Here is an 18507-nt window from a genome sequence, read left to right on the forward strand (position 1 = left end):
TGCAGCGCCATACCCGGGGCAGAATCAGGGGGATCTCAGGGTTCACTCAGGGTAGGCCCCGATGGTACCTGCGCGATCACGGGGCAACGATGGAGACATGTCATCACCATCACCGGGCGGGCCGCCCCGGAACCAGGAACCGGCCACGACGAACCAGGGACCCGCTCCCGACTCATCGTCGTTCTACCGCTGGATCCGAGACCTGGGGATCGCCCGGACGCAGGATCGCTGGGTGGGCGGCGTCGCGGGCGGCATAGCCCGGCGCACCGGCCTGGATCTGGCGCTCGTCCGGGGGCTGATCGTGGTCCTCGTCATCTTCGGCGGCGTCGGAGTGCTGCTCTACGGGATCGCGTGGGCGCTACTGCCCGAACCGGACGGGCGCATCCATGTGGAGCAGGCAGGGCGCGGCTCCTGGACCACCGGTCTGACGGGGGCCACCGTCCTGGTGGCGCTGGGGCTGCTGCGGCCCGGTCTGCCCGTCCTCGGGGACGGTGGCAGCGACCTGCTCTGGGCGCTGTTCTGGATCGGCGCCGTCGTGCTCGTCGTGTACTGGATCATCAATCGTTCCGGTGGGGACACGCCGCCTCCCGGGATGAGGGGTCAGGACGCGCGGCCTCAGGCTCACGACGACGCGGTACCCGGCGATGAGCCGGTCGGACCTCAGGACGACCTCGTGCCGACGCATGCACCGCCCTACCGGCCGTACCAGCCCGGGCAGAGTCCCTGGGCCGGCTCCTCGTTCTCCTACGCGGGCGACAGCTACCAGCAGCCACTCCCGGCGAGGGAGCCCATGACACCGCCGCGTGCCCTCCGCCCCTCCGGATCGACCACGGCGTTGCTCATCGGCGGCTCACTCATCCTCGCAGCCCTCGTGCTGGCCCTGGACTACACCGGGGTCCTCGGGCTGACCGACCCCCTGGTCGTCGGCCTCGCCGCGGGCACGACCGTCCTGGCCCTCGGTATCATCGGCCTCGGGGTGCGGGGGCGGAGCTCCGGGCTGGTCGGCTTCACTGCGGCGCTGGCGATCGTCGGAGCGCTCGTCGCATCGTTCACGCCGGTCGGCGGAACCTGGGCCATGGCACAGGAGAGCACCGTCCGGCCCACGACACCGGGCGTCGCCGCGGGTGGCTACGGCAGCATCGCGGCGGACACCACCATCGATCTGACGGAGCTGCCGCAGCTCAGCGAGGATCTCCTCGTGCCGGTGGACTCCCTCGTCAGCGATGTCACGGTGCTGGTGCCCCAGGACGTGCCCGTCGAGGTGCGGGGACGGATGCCGCTGGGCAGTGTGGACACGCGGTCCACCGGATCCGACGCCGCCGCCCGCACCTTCGAGGGCGGCGTCCTCGACGTGGACCGGGACGAGCTGACCCCGGGCGCGACCGGACCCGCGATCATCCTCGAGCTGGGGGGCGCACTGAGCGACGTCACCGTCGTCACCGTCGTCACCGAAACTGACGATCCAGAACGAACCGATCCGGCACCGATCGATCCGGCACCGACCGATCCGGCACCGACAGGAGACACCCCATGAGCACCTCCCTGACACCACCGGCACCCCGGCCCCGCGTGGGCACCATCAGCTGGGGCGCGGTGCTCCTGGGCACCGCCGCTCTCCTCCTCGCCGGACAGTTCTTCTCCGTGTCGATCGACCCCGTGATCCTGACGCTCGGACTGCTCGTCAACGTCGGGCTGTCCCTGGTCATCGGAGGCATCCTGTCGCTCGGCTCGCGGCACACCGACGACACGGATCCCGCCGACCGGGACGACGACGGACCCGGTATCGGCAGCACCACGGGATACTGAATGCAGTACGTCGGCACATCACCCTCGACCACCCACCGGGCCGTTCGCCCGGCCTCCGAAAGGCAGACCATGCAGACCTTCTACCGCATCCTCCGCTCCTCGCCCATCAAGCGCGCTCCCGGCGGGATCCTCGGCGGCATCGCCTCGGGAATCGCACGCCAGACCGGGTGGCGCGTCTCCTACGTGCGCATCGGGATGCTGCTCAGCTTCCTGCTCCCGTTCATCAGCCTCCCGCTGTACGCGGTGCTGTGGCTCCTGCTCCCCAAGACCGACGGGACCATCGCGCTCGAGGAGATCCTGAAGCGCTGACGATCCCGGCGGGGCACGCACGTGCAGCAGGCGCATCCGGTGCGGATGCGCCTGCTGCACGTGGCACCTGAGAGGATGGGTGCCGTGCCGAAGACCTCAGCTGCCCGCAGCTTCCCGCCCCTGCTCATCGCATCCTGCGTCTTCCTCTTCATCTCCGGCTTCTTCCTGTCCAGGTTCCCCGATGTCGAGGGTGCCTCCTACGCCTCCTACGGCTTCAACCTGCTCATCGCACTGCCCGCGTTCATCGCCATCGTCCGCCAGTTCGGCGCCGGCCGGGGCATCGCAGCGCTGGCCGCCGTGTCGGTCTTCGGCTACCTGATCGAGGGGTTCGGGGTCGCCACGCACGTACCCTACGGCGAGTTCTACTACGGTGATCCGCTCGGCCCCACCATCCTCGGCCTCGTGCCCTACCTGCTGCCCCTGTCCTACGTGCCCCTCGTCATCGGGGCGGTCGCCGTGGTGTCGGGGACAGGGACGATGCTGCGCAGGATCGTCCTCGGCGGGCTGCTGCTGGTCGTGATCGACGGCGTCCTCGACCCGGGAGCCGCATCCCTGGGGTTCTGGATCTGGCCCGGCGGCGGACCGTACTACGGCGTTCCGCTCTCCAACTTCGGCGGCTGGCTCATCTCGGGGCTCATCGCCTCGGCCCTGGTGACGTGGATCGGTGGCCGGCGGCTCATCGATCGACCGCTCCGACCCGGACTGCTCGACAGCCTCCTCATTTCCATGGTCCTGTGGCTGAGCGTCTGCATCTTCTCCGGGCTCGTGTTCCCCGCCCTGCTCGCCGCGGCACTGATCCTGCTGATCGGCCGTCGCCGGGCACAGCTCGTGCGCTCACTGCGCTCGCTCCCGCGCGGATCCGTGGACGCGGTCCCGGGCTCCTGAACCGGCCCGGGTCAGCCGGCTCGGCCCGAGTCAGGTCGCGGGGCCCAGCCGGGCCAGGAGCTTCTGCGTGGACATCATGGCCCCGCCGAGCACGGCGGGCAGTCCCCCACCCGGATGCACCGATGCGCCGACGCGCCAGAGCCAGGGCCGCAACGGATCCGAGTAGGGCGGTACGTGGAACGGTCCGCTCAGCCATACCGGATGCACGGCGCCGTACAGCGCGCCACCGCCTGATCCGCGCTCGCTGAAGTAGGCGGGGTCGAGGACCTCGTGGGTCCCGACATAGTTCTCGATGGGCTCCTCCAGCCCCAGCACACGCGTGGTCCGCTCGAGCTCGCGCTGCACGAACGGATCAGCGAGGGTATACCTCTTCCCGTTGGCCGGCGCCGTCAGCAGCAGTGCCAGCGTTGCCGACGCATTCGGATACACCTCGTGTGCCGGGTAGTAGTTGGCGAAGGCCATGGTCTGCTCGGGCTCCAGCCCGGCGTCCAGACTGGCGTAGAGCTCCGCGGTGTCGTCGGGGAGGATCACGCCGTGGCGCGCCGTACCCTCCGGCAGGGGCCGGGACAGCACCGCGTAGACACCGACGGCGGAGCAGGTGAGCCGCCGGGCTGCATGGCGTGCACGGGTCGCACCGGTTCCACGCGGTGCCCTGCCACCCAGCAACCCCGACAACCGGTACGCGTCGAGACCACTGACGACGGCGTCCGCCGGATAGGTGCCCTCGTGCGTCACCACGCGCCGTCGTCCGATGCGCTGCACCGGCTCCGACGTACGGATCTCGACGCCGGCGTCGAGCGCGAGCCGTTCGAGGGCCAGGACCAGTTCGTAGACGCCGCCGCCCGGGATCCAGACGCCGTCGTGGGCCATGATGGCGGGCATGCTCGCGTAGAGTGCGGGCGTCCGGGTGGGACTGACGCCTGCGTTGAGCGTGTGGATCGCGATGACCTCCCGGAGCCCGTCGGGCAGCCACGTCAGGCTGTCCAGGTAGCGCCGCGTGGTCAGCCGCGGTCCGTACAGACCGGCCAGCCTGGCGAGTGCGGGATACGAGGCCGCGTCCAGCGGTCCGGTGGTCAGCAGGCGCGAGACCTCCGGCCCGAGGACGCCGTGCTCGGCGGCGAAGCGGGTCCAGGCGGTATGCCACGGGTGGCCCTCGGGGACCGGGAGCGAACACTGCTCACCGCGGTAGTAGTAGGTGCCGACCTCTGCGAGCCGCTCGAGCTTCAGGTCCGCGATGTCCGCCGCGCTCGCCTGCCCGGTCGGGCCCGCGGCGTCGAGCCGGCGCAGGAGCTCCTCCCACACGCCGGGGAAGGTGAACAGGGACGGACCGGTGTCGGTCCGCTGTCCGCCCACGTCGATGCGGCGGCTCTTCCCGCCGACCCGGTCCGCGGCCTCCAGCAGGGTCACCCGATGACCGGCCCGACCCAGCAGGGCGGCGGCCGTGAGCCCGCCGATGCCACCACCGACGACGACGACACGGCTCATGGCAGCAGATCCAGCGTGAGGGCGACGACGAGCTGCACACCGGCAACGGTACCCGCCACATAGGGGAAGGCGATGGAGTACCGGTACAGCCGGTGACCGGTCTCCGGTCGTGGATCCCGGTGCAGCGCGAGCACCAGCCAGCCGGCGATCAGCGCGTTCACGAGCGCGACCGGCACGTTCACGAGCGCGAAGCAGACGGTGGACACGATCCACCATGCTCCGCTCCAGGCGACCACGCCGCGCGCACCGACCCGGACCGCCGTCGTCGTGATTCCCACCGAACGATCCTCGTCGATGTCCTGGACGGCGTCGTACGTGTGCTTCGCCGCGCTCCACGCCATGAGCCCGAGGGCCGCCGCCCAGACCGGTGAGGTCCCGAGAGCGTAGGGGACGAAGACGAGCGGGAGGGCGTAGGCCGCATTGCTGATCGAGTCGAGGTAGGGGCGGGCCTTGAAGCGCAGGGGCGGCGCGGAGTAGAAGACGAAGACGAGCGCGTACGCCGCGATCCAGGCCAGCGCTGCCGGAGGGAGCGTGAGCGCGAACCAGGCGAGGAACGGGAGATTCGTCACGAGCACCGAGACCCAGATGGCGCGTACCTCGGTGGTCCTGATCAGGGCGCCCTCGAGGGAGCCCTTGCGCGGATTGAGGGCATCGGTGTCCTGGTCGAAGATGTCGTTGACACCGTAGATGAGCAGATTGAAGGGCAGCGTGAGCCAGACCAGGAGCACGAGGACATCGCCGTCCCACAGGGTCCCGGTGAGCCAGAGCCCGATCACCCCCGTCCCCAGGGTATTGATCCACAGCACCGGCCGGGAGATGTGGACCATGCGCAGCACCGTGGGGGCGAGACCTGCCTGGGGCACGATCGGTGTCCTCCTCGGACCGGCTGGACGCGCACTCCTCAGGGCCGGGGCCCTCGTGCGCAGGATGTTTCCAGCCTACGTGCTCGGACCGACTCCGCGACGCCGCAGGATCGAGAGGTCCCGGAGTCTAGACTCGATGAGAAGGGCTCGACGTCGTGCTCGCAAGGACCCAACCCCGTCGTAAGGAACCCAGGACACATGAAGATCGGAATCCTCACCAGCGGCGGCGACTGCCCCGGACTCAACGCGGTGATCCGCGGCGCGGTGCTCAAGGGCATCAAGGTGCACGACCAGGAGTTCGTCGGCTTCCGTGACGGCTGGCGCGGCGTGGTCGAGGGCGACATCATCGATCTGCCCCGCCACGCCGTGCGTGGCATCTCCAAGCAGGGCGGCACCATCCTGGGCACCTCGCGGACCAATCCCTTCGAGGGCGACGGCGGCGCGGAGGCCATCGGAGAGAAGCTGGAGCGGCTCGGCATCGATGCGATCATCGCGATCGGGGGTGAGGGCACGCTGGCCGCGGCCAAGCGGCTCACCGATCTCGGCCTCAAGATCGTGGGTGTACCCAAGACCGTCGACAACGATCTCGACGCCACCGACTACACGTTCGGTTTCGACACCGCCGTGCAGATCGCCACCGAGGCGATCGACCGGCTGCGCACCACGGGTGAGTCCCACAGCCGCTGCATGATCGCCGAGGTCATGGGCCGCCACGTGGGGTGGATCGCGCTGCACGCCGGGATGGCCTCCGGGGCCCACGCCATCCTGATCCCCGAGCAGCGGACCAGCATCGAGCAGATCACCGAGTGGGTGTCGATGGCGAACGCCCGCGGACGCGCGCCGCTCGTCGTCGTGGCCGAGGGTTTCGTGCCCGCGCACCTGGACCAGGCCCATTCCGAGCGGGGACTCGACACCTTCGGTCGGCCCCGGCTCGGTGGGATCGCGGATCAGCTCGCCCCCGAGCTCGAGGCGCGTACCGGCATCGAGACCCGCGCCACGATCCTCGGGCACATCCAGCGCGGCGGGGTTCCGACGGGCTTCGACCGCGTCCTCGCCACGCGGCTCGGCATGGCCGCCGTCGATTCGGTGATGGACGGGCTCTGGGGCACCATGGTGGCCCTCGAGGGTACCGAGATCGTCCACGTGGGCTTCGAAGCGGCGCTGGGCAATCTCAAGCGGGTACCCCAGCATCGCTACGACGAAGCAGCCATCCTCTTCGGATGAGCGACATGGAACTCGAGGCCGGCACCATCTCGATCATCCGGTTCGCCTGGGCCAGACTGCTGGGCCTGGGCGACGGCGCGCTCGACGACGGCGGCACGGACCGGCTCTACCGCACCGACGACGACGCCGGACTGCTGACCTTCGTGACGCTGTTCGGGCGGGAGATCCTCAGCGGACCCGGCTGGGCCGTCGATGCGGCGCGCGCCCTGCCGGGGACCGAGCTGCGGGACCACTCGACGCTGCTCACGCTCAGCCGCGAACACGGCGGGCGCGGACTCGGCGAGGCCCAGCTCTACTTCTGCGACGTGCTGCCGGAATTCGAGGGACCTCCGGCCGTCGTCACCTCCGACGCCGCCCTCGTCCGCGCACTGGAACAGCGGTGCCCTCCTGACGACGTCGCCGAGGCGGGGCTGGGCACCGTGGAGCACGCCGTCGTGCTCGTGGCCGGCGACACCGACGAGGACGACGCGTCACCGCTGCCCCTGGCCGGTGCGGGGTACGACGTCTGGGAGGGCATCCTGGCCCACACGGCCGTCCTCACACCGCCGGAGGAACGGCGGAAAGGCTACGCGCAGGCCGTCACGGCCGTCGCCATCGAGGAGGCCATGGCCGCAGGCCTCGTGCCGCAGTGGCGTGCCCGCACCGACAACACGGCCTCCCAGCGGACAGCACGCCGGGCAGGCTTCGCGTACGCCGGGACCCAGACCTCGGTGGCCCTGGACCGGACCTGAGGTCGGGACGCGACACACTGGTCCGGGCCGGATCCGGGGTCTTTGCCGTAGTCGAGGGCGTGTCGTGGCGCGACACGCCGCGAATCAGCTCTACTGTGCGGGCAATGTCCCCGGATCCGTCACGGTCGAGCCTCCGACGGCGGCGGCGTCAGAACGTACTACCGGTCGAACAGGGCGGCCAGGTCGGGGCGCTCGAACATCGCGGCCGTGGCTCGGGCCGACGGCGTCCCGGCGTCGGGATCGGCTCCGGCCTCGGCCAGCAGCTTCACCACCTCGGCATGGCCCTTGAAGACGGCACCGGCCAACGGCGTCTGACCGCGGTCGTTCGCCTGATCGGCCCCGGCACCCCGCGCAAGCAGATCCTCGACGATGACCGCGTGTCCGTTGTAGGCCGCAAGCATTAGCAGACTGTCCCCTGCAGCAGTGGTCAGCGTGATGGGCACACCTGCGTCCAGGTAGCGCGCCAGCATGGCGGTGTCGCCGTCGCGGGCCGCGTCGAACAGGGCATGGGCCAGCGCGATGGCTGCCGCCGCGTCGTCGTTCGCCGTGGTGTCGTCGTTCCCGGCGCTCATCGCGGCTTCCGCAGGAAACCGGTGGCCCGGCCCACCACCTGCCCGGCGTCCGGAGCGACGATGACCTCCTGCGCCGCGGCGTAGGACTCCTCGCCGTCCTGCACGAGCAGATCGGCGGTGGCATCGACGGAGCGCTTGAGGACGGCCAGTGCTATCGGACCCATCTCGTGGTGGTGTGCCACGGAGCTCACCCGGCCCACGGTGCGGCCGTCGCTGATGACGGCGCTTCCCGCAGCGGGGAGGGTGTGCTGGCTACCGTCGAGATCCAGGAACGCGAGTCGCCGCGGGGGGTGTCCGAGGTTGTGGACGCGCGCGATGGTCTCCTGGCCCTTATAGCACCCCTTGGAGAGGTGGACGGCGGTGCGCATGAGATCGAGCTCGTGCGGGATGGTCTTCTCGTCCGTCTCGAAGCCGGCACGCGGCCGCCACGCGGCGATGCGGAGGGCTTCGGCGGCCAGGGACCCGGCGAGCGCCAGGCCCGTCGAGGCGACGACCTCCTCGAGCTTTGCGCGGGGCACGACGTACTCGAACCACGATCGCTCCCTGCCCGGATGCTCGGCGTCGGTGACATCCGAATAGGCGTAACCGCCGGGCGCGACGGTAGGCCAGGGATCCTCCCAGACCACGGCGTCCTCACCCAGCTCGGGGAGCATCCGCGTGGAGCCCAGCACCGTCCACTGGTGCGTGACGTCCGCGACCTCGACCTGCAGCATGAACCTCATCCGGTCGAGCCATTCGGTCAGCGGCCCGGCCTCGCCTCCCTCCGTGATGAGCCAGGTCGTCGCGCCGTCGTCCACCACGTGCGCCCAGTACTCGATCCTGCCCTGCATGGTGAGCAGCAGTGTCTCGGAACTCCGGCCGGGTTGCAGACCGAGGAGCAACTGGGACGAGAGCGTATTGAGCCAGCTGAGGCGATCGGGGCCGGAGACGGTGACGACGCCGCGCTGGGAGAGATCCACCACCGCCTGCCCGTCGGCCAGGAGTCGTTGCTCACGGAAGGGGTCACCGTAGTGGGACGCCACGCCGGCGTCCGCGCCACCGCCGTCGACGGCACCGGGGTGGCTGAGGAGAGGGCTCTGTCGGGTCATGTCAGGTACAACGCCTTCCGGCAGGGCCTATTCCGTACCGCGTCGCCCGGGAGTGCGGTCCGAGCGTGGACCAGGCACTGTCGGAGAGCCTCAGGAGGCCTTCTTGAGAATGGCCGAGGCGTGGGCCTCGAGGGAGCCGCCGTTCGACGCGACGTCCCAGCGCCAGTAGAGATCGCCCTCGACGAGGCCGAAGAGCCGTGTGGCCGCCGTGTACTCCTTGGAGTGCTGGCCCCGCATCACGAGGTCGGTGCTGAGCTGGATCTGCGGCCCCTTGATGCTGCCGTAGTAGAGTTCCGCGATTCCGCCGGGATGCACGATGGTGGCGGTGATGTCGAAGCCCCCGGCATCGTTCCGGAACTGCTCCACCTCGTCGGCGGTCTTCAGAGCGGGAATCATGTCCGCCGGCCGCAGGCCCGGCCCGACGTCGGCGTCGTTCAGTTTGCGGTCGAGCGCCCAGAACCCGGTTTCGACGGAGAGCGGGCGCAGCTGCACCCCCTGCTCGTCGATGAGCCAGGACTCGGCGCTGTAGCTGAGGTAGGGCAGCCCGTTCTGCGAGAACTCCACACGCTGGGAGAACCGCTCGGACTCCGCGGTGCCCTCCCCGAGCATGCCGGTGCCCTCCCAGGAACCGAGCAGCCAGGACAGGGGCACCAGCTCCGGTGTCAGGTCTGTGGGCAGATCGAAGGACATGGAGTGCGAGGTCCTGTCGTCTACTTCTGGCCCTTGTACAGGCGGGTGATCACGAGGGCCGCGAAGCCCGCCATGCCGAGGCCGGCGACGACCAGCAGCGAGATGAAGAAGATTTCGAGCGCGAGAATGGACATGGCTTCATCCTAACGCTCGCACCCGACAGCGCGGGAACGCCTGCGGATCCGACACCCGGTGCGGCATCTCGTCCGACCCGCGATCCGGCGGCCCTGCGAGGACCGAGCGGGGCGGAGGCGGCCCGGGACGAGTCAGGCCAGCAGCAAGCTCGCGAGGAAGTAGACGACCGCTCCGAGAGCGAGCACCGGGCTGACGCCGGCGGAGACGGCCGCCGGGACCGACAGCCCGGTCTCGCGCGCCAGGACCAGCCGCCGTGTCCCTGCCACGACCGCCCCGCACGCCACTCCTACGAGGCCTGCGGCGAGCGCCGGGACATCGGTGAACAGCAGCGCGCCGAGCGGCCCGGCCAGAGCCGCGAGCACGACGACGGCCGGGGCGACGAAGCGGTCCGGGAAGGGTACGAGGGCCACAGCCGCTGCGACGACGATACTGAGTCCTGCCACGAGCGTCATCCCTGGTCCGGCGGCGTCCGCGGCCAGGCGCTGCGCGCCCACCCAGCCCGAGCCCATGCAGATGGTGACGACGCCGGACGTGGCACCGAGCGTCGACTCGAGGCGGTGGCTCTGCCCGGTTCCCCGCAGGAGCTGGATCATGAAGACGGCGCCGACGCCGAGCACCACGCACGCCGGGAACCAGACGAGAAAGGACGGGCCGGGGACTGTCGCGGCGAGGATCACGGACAGGAGGGCACTGAGGCCGATCGCCGTCGACTGGCTCTTGCGCGCGGGCACCCCCAGGATGTGCGTCCATCCGAACGCGGCGACGACGCACAGTGCACCGACGGCGGCCGCGACGACGGACAGCGACACGAAGGAGGAAACGACGAGGACCCCGCCGGCGATGGCCGCGGCGAGTGCCGCATTCGTCCTGTTCACCCTGCAATACTGCCCTACGTCCTCCACGGGCGGCGGATCGCCCGTCACGGGGGGCACACGCCGGGCGCGTTCCTGAACTACCTTCGCCCGGCTCCGGGCATACGTCAGGACGCCTGATGCCATCGCGGAGACGAAGAAGCCCCCACCGGTCGGCAGGGGCCTGATCGTCGCCGGCTGATCGAGCCGGAACGGTGGTGGAGGACATACGGGTCGAACGTATCGCGGGCACCCCACTGGTGCATCCCCCTCGAGCAGTTCACGACACTACCGCAGTGCGGTGCCCCGACCAAACGGTGCTGCGGAGACCCTCCGGGGGAAGAACAACTAGGCTGTGCGCATGACCACCGAGAACCACGCTCCCACCTGGTCCATCGACCGGATCACCGGCGCCCCGCCGGACGAGATCCTGGGCGAGATCCTCTCCCTGGCCACGGCCGCCGCCGAATCCGACGGCAACCCCCCGCTGTCCGAGCAGACCCTCGTGACCCTCAGGGACCACGACGCCGGGGACCGCGTGCTGGTTCTCGCGGCGCGCACCGCCGGGCAGCAGGACAGCGAGCTCGCGGGCATCGCCGTGATCACGCGCGGCACCTCCGAGGGCGCTGTGCTCGAACTCGTCGTCGGGCCCGACTGCCGCGGCGAGGGAGCCGGGACGGCGCTGATCGAGCAGGTCCTGCGCGAGGGTATCGGCGAGCTGCGCGGCTGGTCGCACGGGAATCACTCCGCTGCGGCCGATCTCGCCGAACGCTTCGATTTCGAGCCGGTGCGCGAACTGTGGCGCATGCGGCTGACGCGCGCCGCCGTCGAGCAGTCGGTGCCGGCACTGCGCCTGCCCGCCGGTGTGGGATTGCGCGCGTTCGTCCCCGGTCAGGACGAGGAGGCCTGGCTCGCCGCCAATGCGGCGGCCTTCGCGGACCACCCCGAGCAGGGCGCGACCACGCTCGCGGATCTGCAGGCACGCATGGCCGAGGACTGGTTCGACGCCGACGGATTCCTGCTCGCCGTCAGCGAGGACGACGGAGCCCTGCTCGGCTTCCACTGGACGAAGATCCATCCGGGCGCCGGCGATCGCGCCGCGATGGGCGAGGTGTACGTGGTCGGCGTGACGCCCGGCGCCCAGGGCATGGGCCTCGGCAAGGCCCTCACGATCGCAGGCATCGAGTACCTGCACGGCAAGGGCCTGCAGGCCATCATGCTGTACGTCGACGCCGACAACACGGCCGCGGTGTCCCTGTACAGGCAGCTCGGCTTCACGCGCTGGGACGTGGATGTGATGTATGCACACAAGGCCGCCGAGCCCACCTTGTAGTGTTTCATCCAAGGCGGAGACCGATCGTTCCAAAGCGGTTTCCCGCCACGCCCGTGCTCGCCGCTCAAGGAGACGCCATGGAATCGAAGACCGCACGCCAACGAGCGTCCCTGTACGGTTCGTCCGAGTCGACGCCGGCCCGTGCGACCCAGGACCGCATCGACATCCCCGAGTTCCCTCCCACTCTCCTGCCCGAGGGCGATATCGGCCCGGACCGCTTCCTGGACCGCGAGATCAGCTGGCTCGACTTCAACGCGCGCGTCCTCGAACTCGCGGAAGATCCGAGTCTCTACCTGCTCGAACGGATCAACTTCCTGTCCATCTTCGCGTCCAATCTCGATGAGTTCTTCATGGTGCGGGTGGCCGGCCTGAAGCGGCGTATCGCCACCGGGCTCGCCGTCCCCTCCGCCGCCGGACTCAGCCCCCTCGAACAACTCGAGAAGATCATGCACAACGGGTACGAGCTGCAGCGGCGCCATGCCGCCGTCTTCACCGAGCAGATCCGCCCGGCCCTCGCCGAGGAGCAGATCTTCCTCACCACCTGGGACGAACTCGACGACGCGGCGCAGGCCGAACTGCACACCATGTTCGCCGAGAAGGTCTTCCCGATCCTGACCCCCCTCGCCGTCGACCCGGCCCACCCCTTCCCCTACATCTCCGGTCTGTCGCTGAACCTCGCCGTCGTGGTGCGCAACCCGGTGAGCGAGAAGGAACTCTTCGCCCGGGTCAAGGTCCCCGACCAGCTCCCGCGCCTGATGTCCGTCGACGGGCCCCGCGCCGGCAACGTCGCGGGCCGGATCGCACGCTTCATCCCCCTCGAGGAAGTGATCGCCGTCCACCTCGACCAGCTCTTCCCCGGCATGGAGGTCCTCGAGCACCACCTGTTCAGGGTCACCCGCAACGAGGACCTCGAGGTCGAGGAGGACGACGCCGAGAATCTGCTCCAGGCTCTCGAGAAGGAGCTGCTGCGACGCCGCTTCGGCCCGCCGGTGCGCCTCGAGGTCACCACGGACATCAACCCGAGCATCCGTGCGCTGCTCTCGCGTGAGCTCGGCGTGGAGGACGACGAGGTCTACGCCCTCCCGGCGCCGCTGGACCTGCGCGGGCTCAGCGTGATCGCCGCGATCGACCGCGGCGACCTGCACTATCCCAAGCACGTCCCGCACACGAGCCGGCACCTGAACGAGAGCGAGACCTCCAAGGCCGCGAACGTCTTCGCCGCGATGCGTCGTCGCGACATCCTGCTGCACCACCCGTACGACTCCTTCTCGACGTCGGTGCAGGCCTTCCTCGAGCAGGCCGCGGCGGATCCCAAGGTCCAGGCCATCAAGCAGACGCTGTACCGGACCTCCGGCGACTCCCCCATCGTCGACGCACTGATCGACGCCGCCGAGGCGGGGAAGCAGGTCCTCGCCCTGGTCGAGATCAAGGCGCGCTTCGACGAGCAGGCCAACATCTCCTGGGCACGCAAGCTCGAGCAGGCCGGCGTCCACGTGGTGTACGGGATCGTGGGCCTGAAGACGCACTGCAAGCTCTCGCTCGTGGTGCGCCAGGAGATCAACGGCCTGCGGCGCTACTGCCATATCGGCACGGGGAACTACCACCCGCGCACCGCCAGGTACTACGAGGACCTGGGTCTGCTCACCGCCAACGACCAGGTGGGCCAGGATCTCTCGCGCCTGTTCAACCAGCTCTCCGGGTACGCCCCGAAGTCCACGTTCAAGCGACTCCTCGTCGCCCCGCGCTCGGTCCGCTCGGGTCTGATGGAGCGCATCGAGCAGGAGATCACCAACAGCCGCGCGGGCCTGCCCGCACGCGTGATCATCAAGGTCAACTCGATCGTCGACGAGGCGATCATCGATTCGCTCTACCGTGCATCGCAGGCCGGTGTCGCGGTGGATGTGATCGTCCGCGGGATCTGCTCCGTCCGCCCGGGGGTACCGGGCCTCAGCGAGAACGTGACGGTCCGCTCGATCCTCGGCCGTTTCCTCGAGCACTCGCGCGTCTTCGCCTTCGCCAACGGTGGTGACCCCGCCGTCTTCATCGGCTCGGCGGACATGATGCACCGCAACCTGGACCGCCGGGTCGAGGCGCTGGTGCAGCTCAGCGCCCCGGAGGACATCTCCGATCTGATGAATCTCATGGACCGCTACATGGATCCCTCGGTCTCCAGCTGGCACCTCGACGACACCGGGTGCTGGACCCGCCACCACAGGGACGACGACGGCGAGCCTCTCGAGGACATCCAGTCCTGGCTGCTCGCGTCCAGGACACGCCAGCAAGCGGTCTCGCGCCGCTGATGGCTTCCGCGACGAAGGACTCCACCTCCGGCATGCCCCCGGACGCTGCGGCCGTGATCGCCGCCGGGACCCTGTGCTGGAGGGTCGAGAAGGGACTGCTCGAGGTCCTGGTCATCCATCGACCCCGCTACGGGGACTGGTCCTGGCCCAAGGGCAAGCTCGACGAGGGAGAGACGACGCCGGAGTGCGCGGTCCGCGAGACCTTCGAGGAAGTGGGTCTGCGCGTCGAGCTCGGAATACCACTGGCCACGATCACCTACCCGGTGAATTCCGGGGAGAAGATCGTCCAGTACTGGGCGGCCGGGATCAGGCACCTCACACCGGTCCCCGACGGGAAGGAGGTCGACGGCGTGCAGTGGGTCTCACCGAAGAAGGCGCGCTCCCTGCTGAGCAACCCCTCCGACGTCGAGCCCCTCGAGGGCCTCGTCGAGGCGTACGAGGCCAATGACCTCCAGACCTGGCCGATGATCGTGGTGCGGCACGCGAAGGCCAAACCCCGCTCCTCCTGGAGCCTCGCCGAGGGCGATCGTCCCCTCGCCGCCACCGGTCGGCGCCAGTCCGTCGCCGTCAGTCGACTGCTCCAGGCCTGGAACCCGGAACGCGTCGTCAGCAGCCCATGGGTCCGCTGCGTCCAGACCGTCTCACCCTACGTGAACCAGCGCAGCGCCAAGCTCAAACTCGTGGACGCCCTCACCGAGCGCGACGCCGCGCGGAAGCCCGGACGGACGAGAGCCGCCGTCGAGCGCGTACTGGACAAACGCCGGCCGGTGGCGATCTGCACCCACCGCCCCGTCCTGCCGGTGGTCTTCTCGGTCCTGGCGGGCCATCTGGGCAAGCACCTACGGACACTGCTGCCCAGCGAGGATCCCTACCTGGCCCCCGGCGAGGCGCTCATCTGCCAGGTCAGCAGCATGAACCCCGGCCGGATCGTCTCGGTGGAGCAGTACCGGGCGTACGACGACTAGAGCCGGAAAGCTTGACTCCACCCGGTCCGTGGCAAAGGGTTGAGTTCCATGACCCCGGGGGACAGTGTGAGCACGGCCGATCTTCTCAGTTCCACGCTCCTGGATCTCGCCGTAGGTGCACTCCTGGTGTACGCGGTGCTCCACGCGGCGCACCGCACGAGTCGGACGGACCTGGCGCCGATGCGCGTGGCGCGGCGGCACGCCATGTGGGCGGCGCTGCTCGCGCTCGCCGCCGGTGGCGTGGTCGGGCCCCTGCCGTTCGAGTTCCTCTACACCCCGTGGACCTTCAGGGAAGCGCCCGCCCGGGATTCTGTGTTCGCAGAGGATCTGGTCATGGCACTGACGCCCTTCGTCTCCCTCGTCGGGATCTACCTCATCGCCCAGTTCACCGTGCCGCATCGCTCGGGTGCACGCGGAAGGTCACGCGGCTCCGATCCCCGCGTCGTCGAGTCCCGCAGCACCGGGTCCCCGACGAGGCGGCTCCGCGACCACCTGCCACCCGGGCTCACCCTGGCCACCGGATTCCTCGTGCTGCTCGGCTTCGCTGCGATCATACTCAGCGCATCCGTGCCCGCAATCGGCCCGGAGGACACATTCGACGGCGACGGCGCCGCGCTGGCGGTCCGCATTCCCGGACCCTACTTCGCGTCCATCGCCGGCATCGCGTACACCACCCTGGTCAGCGGGGTGGTCCTGACCCTGCTGGTGATCGTCCGCCGTCGCGGCGACGGAACGCTCACTGGTGCCGAGGACGACATCATGCGGGACGTCTTCGTCAATCGCCTGCTGCGGACCGTGGCACTGGTCGCGGTCCTAATGGTGAGGAGCAGCGTGGAGTTCGCCGCGGGCGACGACTCCGGGTGGAATGCGCTGCGCTTCGCGGTGTTCGTGCTCTGGGCGGCGACGGTGCTCATGACCGCAGCGACCCGACCGCGCGTCGAACCTGCCGACGTCGACGCGCCGCGCGATCTGCTGCCCCCGTCACCCGCCGGTTCACTGCCCCGCGCGCGCAGCGTGGTCCTCAGCGGCCGGCGCATCGGCTACGCGGCGTGGTGCCTCGGTGTCGCACCGCTGCTGTTCTCCCTCGGCATGGCCCCCGGGGCGGTGCAGCTCATCGTGCTGACGCTGGCCTACCTCGTGTTCCTCGGCGTCCAGCTGTGGGCCGAGGTGATCCTGCTGAAGAACCACAGCCGGCCCTCCCGCCCGCGCGTCCGGCGGCGACTGCCGGCGGCACTCCTGGCGGCACTCCTGGCGCTCGGCGTACCGGCGCTCGCGGCGGTTGTCGGCACGGCCTGGCTGGCGCTGTGGGTGAGGACACTGCCGGGCGCCTCGACCCAGACCGCTCTCTGGTGGGTGTCCTTCGCCCTGCTCCTGACCGGCTCCGCCGTCGTGCTGTCCGCCGTCATGGTTCGTCCGGGGCTCCGGACGGCGGACGAGACGGGGGAAGGTGAGCTGCGCGCCGGATCCGTCGCGCGTGTCCTGCTCATGACCGTCTCCGGGATGGCCGCCCTGGCCGCCTTCGTCCTCTCGGACAATCGCGCGGCCCTGGTGCCGGACGACACCCTCGTGCAGGCAGTGCCCTATCCGCCGGGAGCGGGCCAGCTCGACGCACTCGTGATCATCCTGTTCCTCGCAGCCGGCGTCGTCGCGGTGCTGCCGCTGCTGCTCGCGCGACAGCACACACAGCGCCCGGCCACTCCGGAGCAGGTGGCGGCGTCGTGAGCGTCCGGCCCGCCGTTCGTCCTAGACTGGCCGAGTGACCACTGCCCTCCCCACCCCGTACGAGGACCTGCTGCGCGACGTCATGGCCAACGGCGTCGTCAAGAGTGACCGGACCGGCACCGGAACCCGGAGCGTCTTCGGCCGGCAGCTGCGCTTCGATCTGAGCGAGTCCTTCCCCCTGATCACCACCAAGCGTGTGCACTTCAAGTCCGTGGCACTGGAGCTGCTCTGGTTCCTGCGTGGCGACTCGAATGTCCGCTGGCTGCAGGATCGCGGTGTCTCCATCTGGAACGAGTGGGCGGACGACGACGGCGACCTCGGCCCGGTCTACGGCGTCCAGTGGCGCTCGTGGCCCACACCCGACGGCGGCCATATCGACCAGATCGCGGACGTCATCGAGAGTCTGAGGACCACACCCGACTCGCGCCGTCACCTCGTCTCGGCGTGGAACGTGTCGGAGCTGCACTCGATGGCACTGCCACCCTGCCACGTGTTCTTCCAGTTCTACGTGAGCCCCGGCGTCGACGGCGCCCCCGGCAGGCTCTCCTGCCAGCTGTACCAGCGCTCCGCCGACACGTTCCTCGGTGTGCCCTTCAACATCGCCTCCTACGCCCTGCTGACGCTCATGGTGGCCCAGCAGACCGGGCTCGAGCCCGGTGAGTTCATCTGGACCGGCGGCGACGTCCACGTGTACGACAACCATCTGGAGCAGGTCCGGGAGCAGCTCTCCCGCACCCCCTACCCCTACCCGCGCGTGGAACTCACCCGGAAGCCCGCGAGCATCTTCGAGTACACCCTGGAGGACTTCGACGTGATCGACTACCAGCACCACCCCACCATCAAGGCGCCGGTGGCCGTATGACTGCAGCTCCCGACCCCGGCACCCTGAGCGTGCCGGACGCCGTCGGATCCGCACCCGTGATCGGCATGATCTGGGCCCAGACGGAGGCCGGTGTGATCGGCCGGGACGGCGGCATCCCCTGGAACCTGCCGGAGGACATGGCCTACTTCAAGGCCACGACGGCGGGCCATCCGGTGATCATGGGACGGCGTACCTGGGAGTCGATCCCGACGAGGTTCCAGCCCCTGCCGGACCGCACGAACATCGTTGTCTCCCACCACGATCCCGGCACCTTCCCGGGCGCCGTCGTCGTGCATTCCCTCGAAGCAGCCATGGAGGCGGCCCGGGCGAGTCCGGGAGCCGAGGAGATCTGGATCATCGGCGGTGGGCGCGTCTACGCCGAGGCGATGCCCCTGGCCAATGCCGCGCTCGTGACGGTTGTCGAGTCCGCAGTGGACGGCGACACCGTGGCGCCACCCCTCGACACCGACTGGGCGCTGGCCGCGATCACCCCGGAGAGCGGCTGGCTGGAATCCTCCGGCGGCCTCCGGTACCGGATCAGTCTGTGGACGCGCCAGCTGTAGCACTGGTGTCTTATTCGGACGCTCGTCGTTCGTGCTCTCGCCGTGGTCCGTGCTGCGTCGTCCGTGCTCCGTCTCCGTTCATGCTGCCGCCGTCGTGCGAGCTCCGTCATGGAGTGCCGCGTA

18 protein-coding genes are annotated in these 18507 nt (G+C 69.7%); 12 read left to right on the forward strand and 6 right to left on the reverse strand.

From position 1 onward, the window contains the following. The first annotated feature begins 97 nt into the window (after positions 1 to 97). From E8P82_RS08270 to E8P82_RS08285, 4 genes are all read left to right on the forward strand, one after another. On the forward strand, positions 98 to 1534 hold the full coding sequence (locus E8P82_RS08270) for a PspC domain-containing protein (RefSeq protein WP_168796524.1): 1437 nt from the start codon (positions 98 to 100) through the stop codon (positions 1532 to 1534). Next, entirely contained in the window at positions 1531 to 1806 is a 276-nt protein-coding gene (locus E8P82_RS08275; RefSeq protein WP_136454028.1) for a hypothetical protein, read from the forward strand. The genes E8P82_RS08270 and E8P82_RS08275 overlap by 4 nt, the downstream gene beginning before the upstream one ends. A 69-nt stretch (positions 1807 to 1875) precedes the next feature. Continuing rightward, positions 1876 to 2115, forward strand: a complete 240-nt coding sequence (locus E8P82_RS08280; protein ID WP_136454029.1) for a PspC domain-containing protein — start codon at positions 1876 to 1878, stop codon at positions 2113 to 2115. 84 nt (positions 2116 to 2199) lie between these two features. Continuing rightward, entirely contained in the window at positions 2200 to 3000 is an 801-nt protein-coding gene (locus E8P82_RS08285) for a carotenoid biosynthesis protein (protein WP_168796525.1), read from the forward strand. A 30-nt stretch (positions 3001 to 3030) separates the two neighbouring features. Here E8P82_RS08285 and E8P82_RS08290 read toward each other — a convergent pair whose 3' ends face one another. Continuing rightward, positions 3031 to 4485: a phytoene desaturase family protein gene (locus E8P82_RS08290; protein ID WP_136454031.1), complete on the reverse strand. Its 1455-nt coding sequence runs from the start codon at positions 4483 to 4485 to the stop codon at positions 3031 to 3033. Then, on the reverse strand, positions 4482 to 5348 hold the full coding sequence (locus E8P82_RS08295; RefSeq protein WP_246021114.1) for a UbiA family prenyltransferase: 867 nt from the start codon (positions 5346 to 5348) through the stop codon (positions 4482 to 4484). Before E8P82_RS08295 ends, E8P82_RS08290 begins: the two co-directional genes overlap by 4 nt. 198 nt (positions 5349 to 5546) lie before the next feature. On the opposite strand from E8P82_RS08295, the gene E8P82_RS08300 reads away from it, so the two are divergent. Next, positions 5547 to 6572 carry an ATP-dependent 6-phosphofructokinase gene (locus tag E8P82_RS08300; RefSeq protein WP_136454032.1) on the forward strand — a complete coding sequence of 342 codons (1026 nt, stop codon included), beginning with the start codon at positions 5547 to 5549 and terminating at the stop codon, positions 6570 to 6572. Continuing rightward, on the forward strand, positions 6569 to 7303 hold the full coding sequence (locus tag E8P82_RS08305; protein ID WP_246021117.1) for a GNAT family N-acetyltransferase: 735 nt from the start codon (positions 6569 to 6571) through the stop codon (positions 7301 to 7303). Before E8P82_RS08300 ends, E8P82_RS08305 begins: the two co-directional genes overlap by 4 nt. A 158-nt stretch (positions 7304 to 7461) precedes the next feature. On the opposite strand, the gene E8P82_RS08310 is transcribed toward E8P82_RS08305, so the two are convergent. The 4 genes from E8P82_RS08310 to E8P82_RS08325 all read right to left on the reverse strand — a co-directional run bounded on the left by E8P82_RS08310 (position 7462) and on the right by E8P82_RS08325 (position 10663). After that, a complete protein-coding gene (locus E8P82_RS08310) occupies positions 7462 to 7875 on the reverse strand; it encodes an ankyrin repeat domain-containing protein (RefSeq protein ID WP_136454033.1) in 414 nt (137 codons plus the stop codon). After that, on the reverse strand, positions 7872 to 8963 hold the full coding sequence (gene ygfZ / locus E8P82_RS08315) for a CAF17-like 4Fe-4S cluster assembly/insertion protein YgfZ (RefSeq protein ID WP_136454034.1): 1092 nt from the start codon (positions 8961 to 8963) through the stop codon (positions 7872 to 7874). Before ygfZ ends, E8P82_RS08310 begins: the two co-directional genes overlap by 4 nt. A gap of 90 nt (positions 8964 to 9053) precedes the next feature. Next, positions 9054 to 9653, reverse strand: coding sequence for a heme-binding beta-barrel domain-containing protein (locus E8P82_RS08320; RefSeq protein ID WP_136454035.1), 600 nt, complete (start codon positions 9651 to 9653; stop codon positions 9054 to 9056). Positions 9654 to 9919: 266 nt separating this feature from the next. After that, positions 9920 to 10663, reverse strand: coding sequence for a hypothetical protein (locus E8P82_RS08325; RefSeq protein WP_246021119.1), 744 nt, complete (start codon positions 10661 to 10663; stop codon positions 9920 to 9922). Between the two features lie 337 nt (positions 10664 to 11000). Here E8P82_RS08325 and mshD point away from each other — a divergent pair, with 337 nt between their 5' ends. From mshD to E8P82_RS08355, 6 genes are all read left to right on the forward strand, one after another. Continuing rightward, positions 11001 to 11972, forward strand: coding sequence for a mycothiol synthase (gene mshD, locus E8P82_RS08330; protein ID WP_136454036.1), 972 nt, complete (start codon positions 11001 to 11003; stop codon positions 11970 to 11972). A 77-nt stretch (positions 11973 to 12049) separates the two neighbouring features. Further along, positions 12050 to 14272 (forward strand): RNA degradosome polyphosphate kinase, encoded by a 2223-nt coding sequence (locus tag E8P82_RS08335; protein WP_136454037.1) that lies wholly within the window; start codon positions 12050 to 12052, stop codon positions 14270 to 14272. Next, positions 14272 to 15237 (forward strand): NUDIX hydrolase, encoded by a 966-nt coding sequence (locus tag E8P82_RS08340; RefSeq protein ID WP_136454038.1) that lies wholly within the window; start codon positions 14272 to 14274, stop codon positions 15235 to 15237. The genes E8P82_RS08335 and E8P82_RS08340 overlap by 1 nt, the downstream gene beginning before the upstream one ends. A 48-nt stretch (positions 15238 to 15285) precedes the next feature. Further along, entirely contained in the window at positions 15286 to 16959 is a 1674-nt protein-coding gene (locus tag E8P82_RS08345; protein ID WP_136454039.1) for a hypothetical protein, read from the forward strand. An 82-nt stretch (positions 16960 to 17041) separates the two neighbouring features. Then, the gene (locus E8P82_RS08350) at positions 17042 to 17821 is read left to right on the forward strand and encodes a thymidylate synthase (protein WP_246021145.1); all 780 of its coding nucleotides are present in this window, start codon (positions 17042 to 17044) and stop codon (positions 17819 to 17821) included. After that, positions 17818 to 18384 (forward strand): dihydrofolate reductase, encoded by a 567-nt coding sequence (locus E8P82_RS08355; protein ID WP_136454041.1) that lies wholly within the window; start codon positions 17818 to 17820, stop codon positions 18382 to 18384. The genes E8P82_RS08350 and E8P82_RS08355 overlap by 4 nt, the downstream gene beginning before the upstream one ends. Positions 18385 to 18507: the final 123 nt, after the last annotated feature.

The organism is Arthrobacter echini (assembly GCF_004803505.1).
GTDB classification, from domain to species: domain Bacteria; phylum Actinomycetota; class Actinomycetes; order Actinomycetales; family Micrococcaceae; genus Arthrobacter_D; species Arthrobacter_D echini.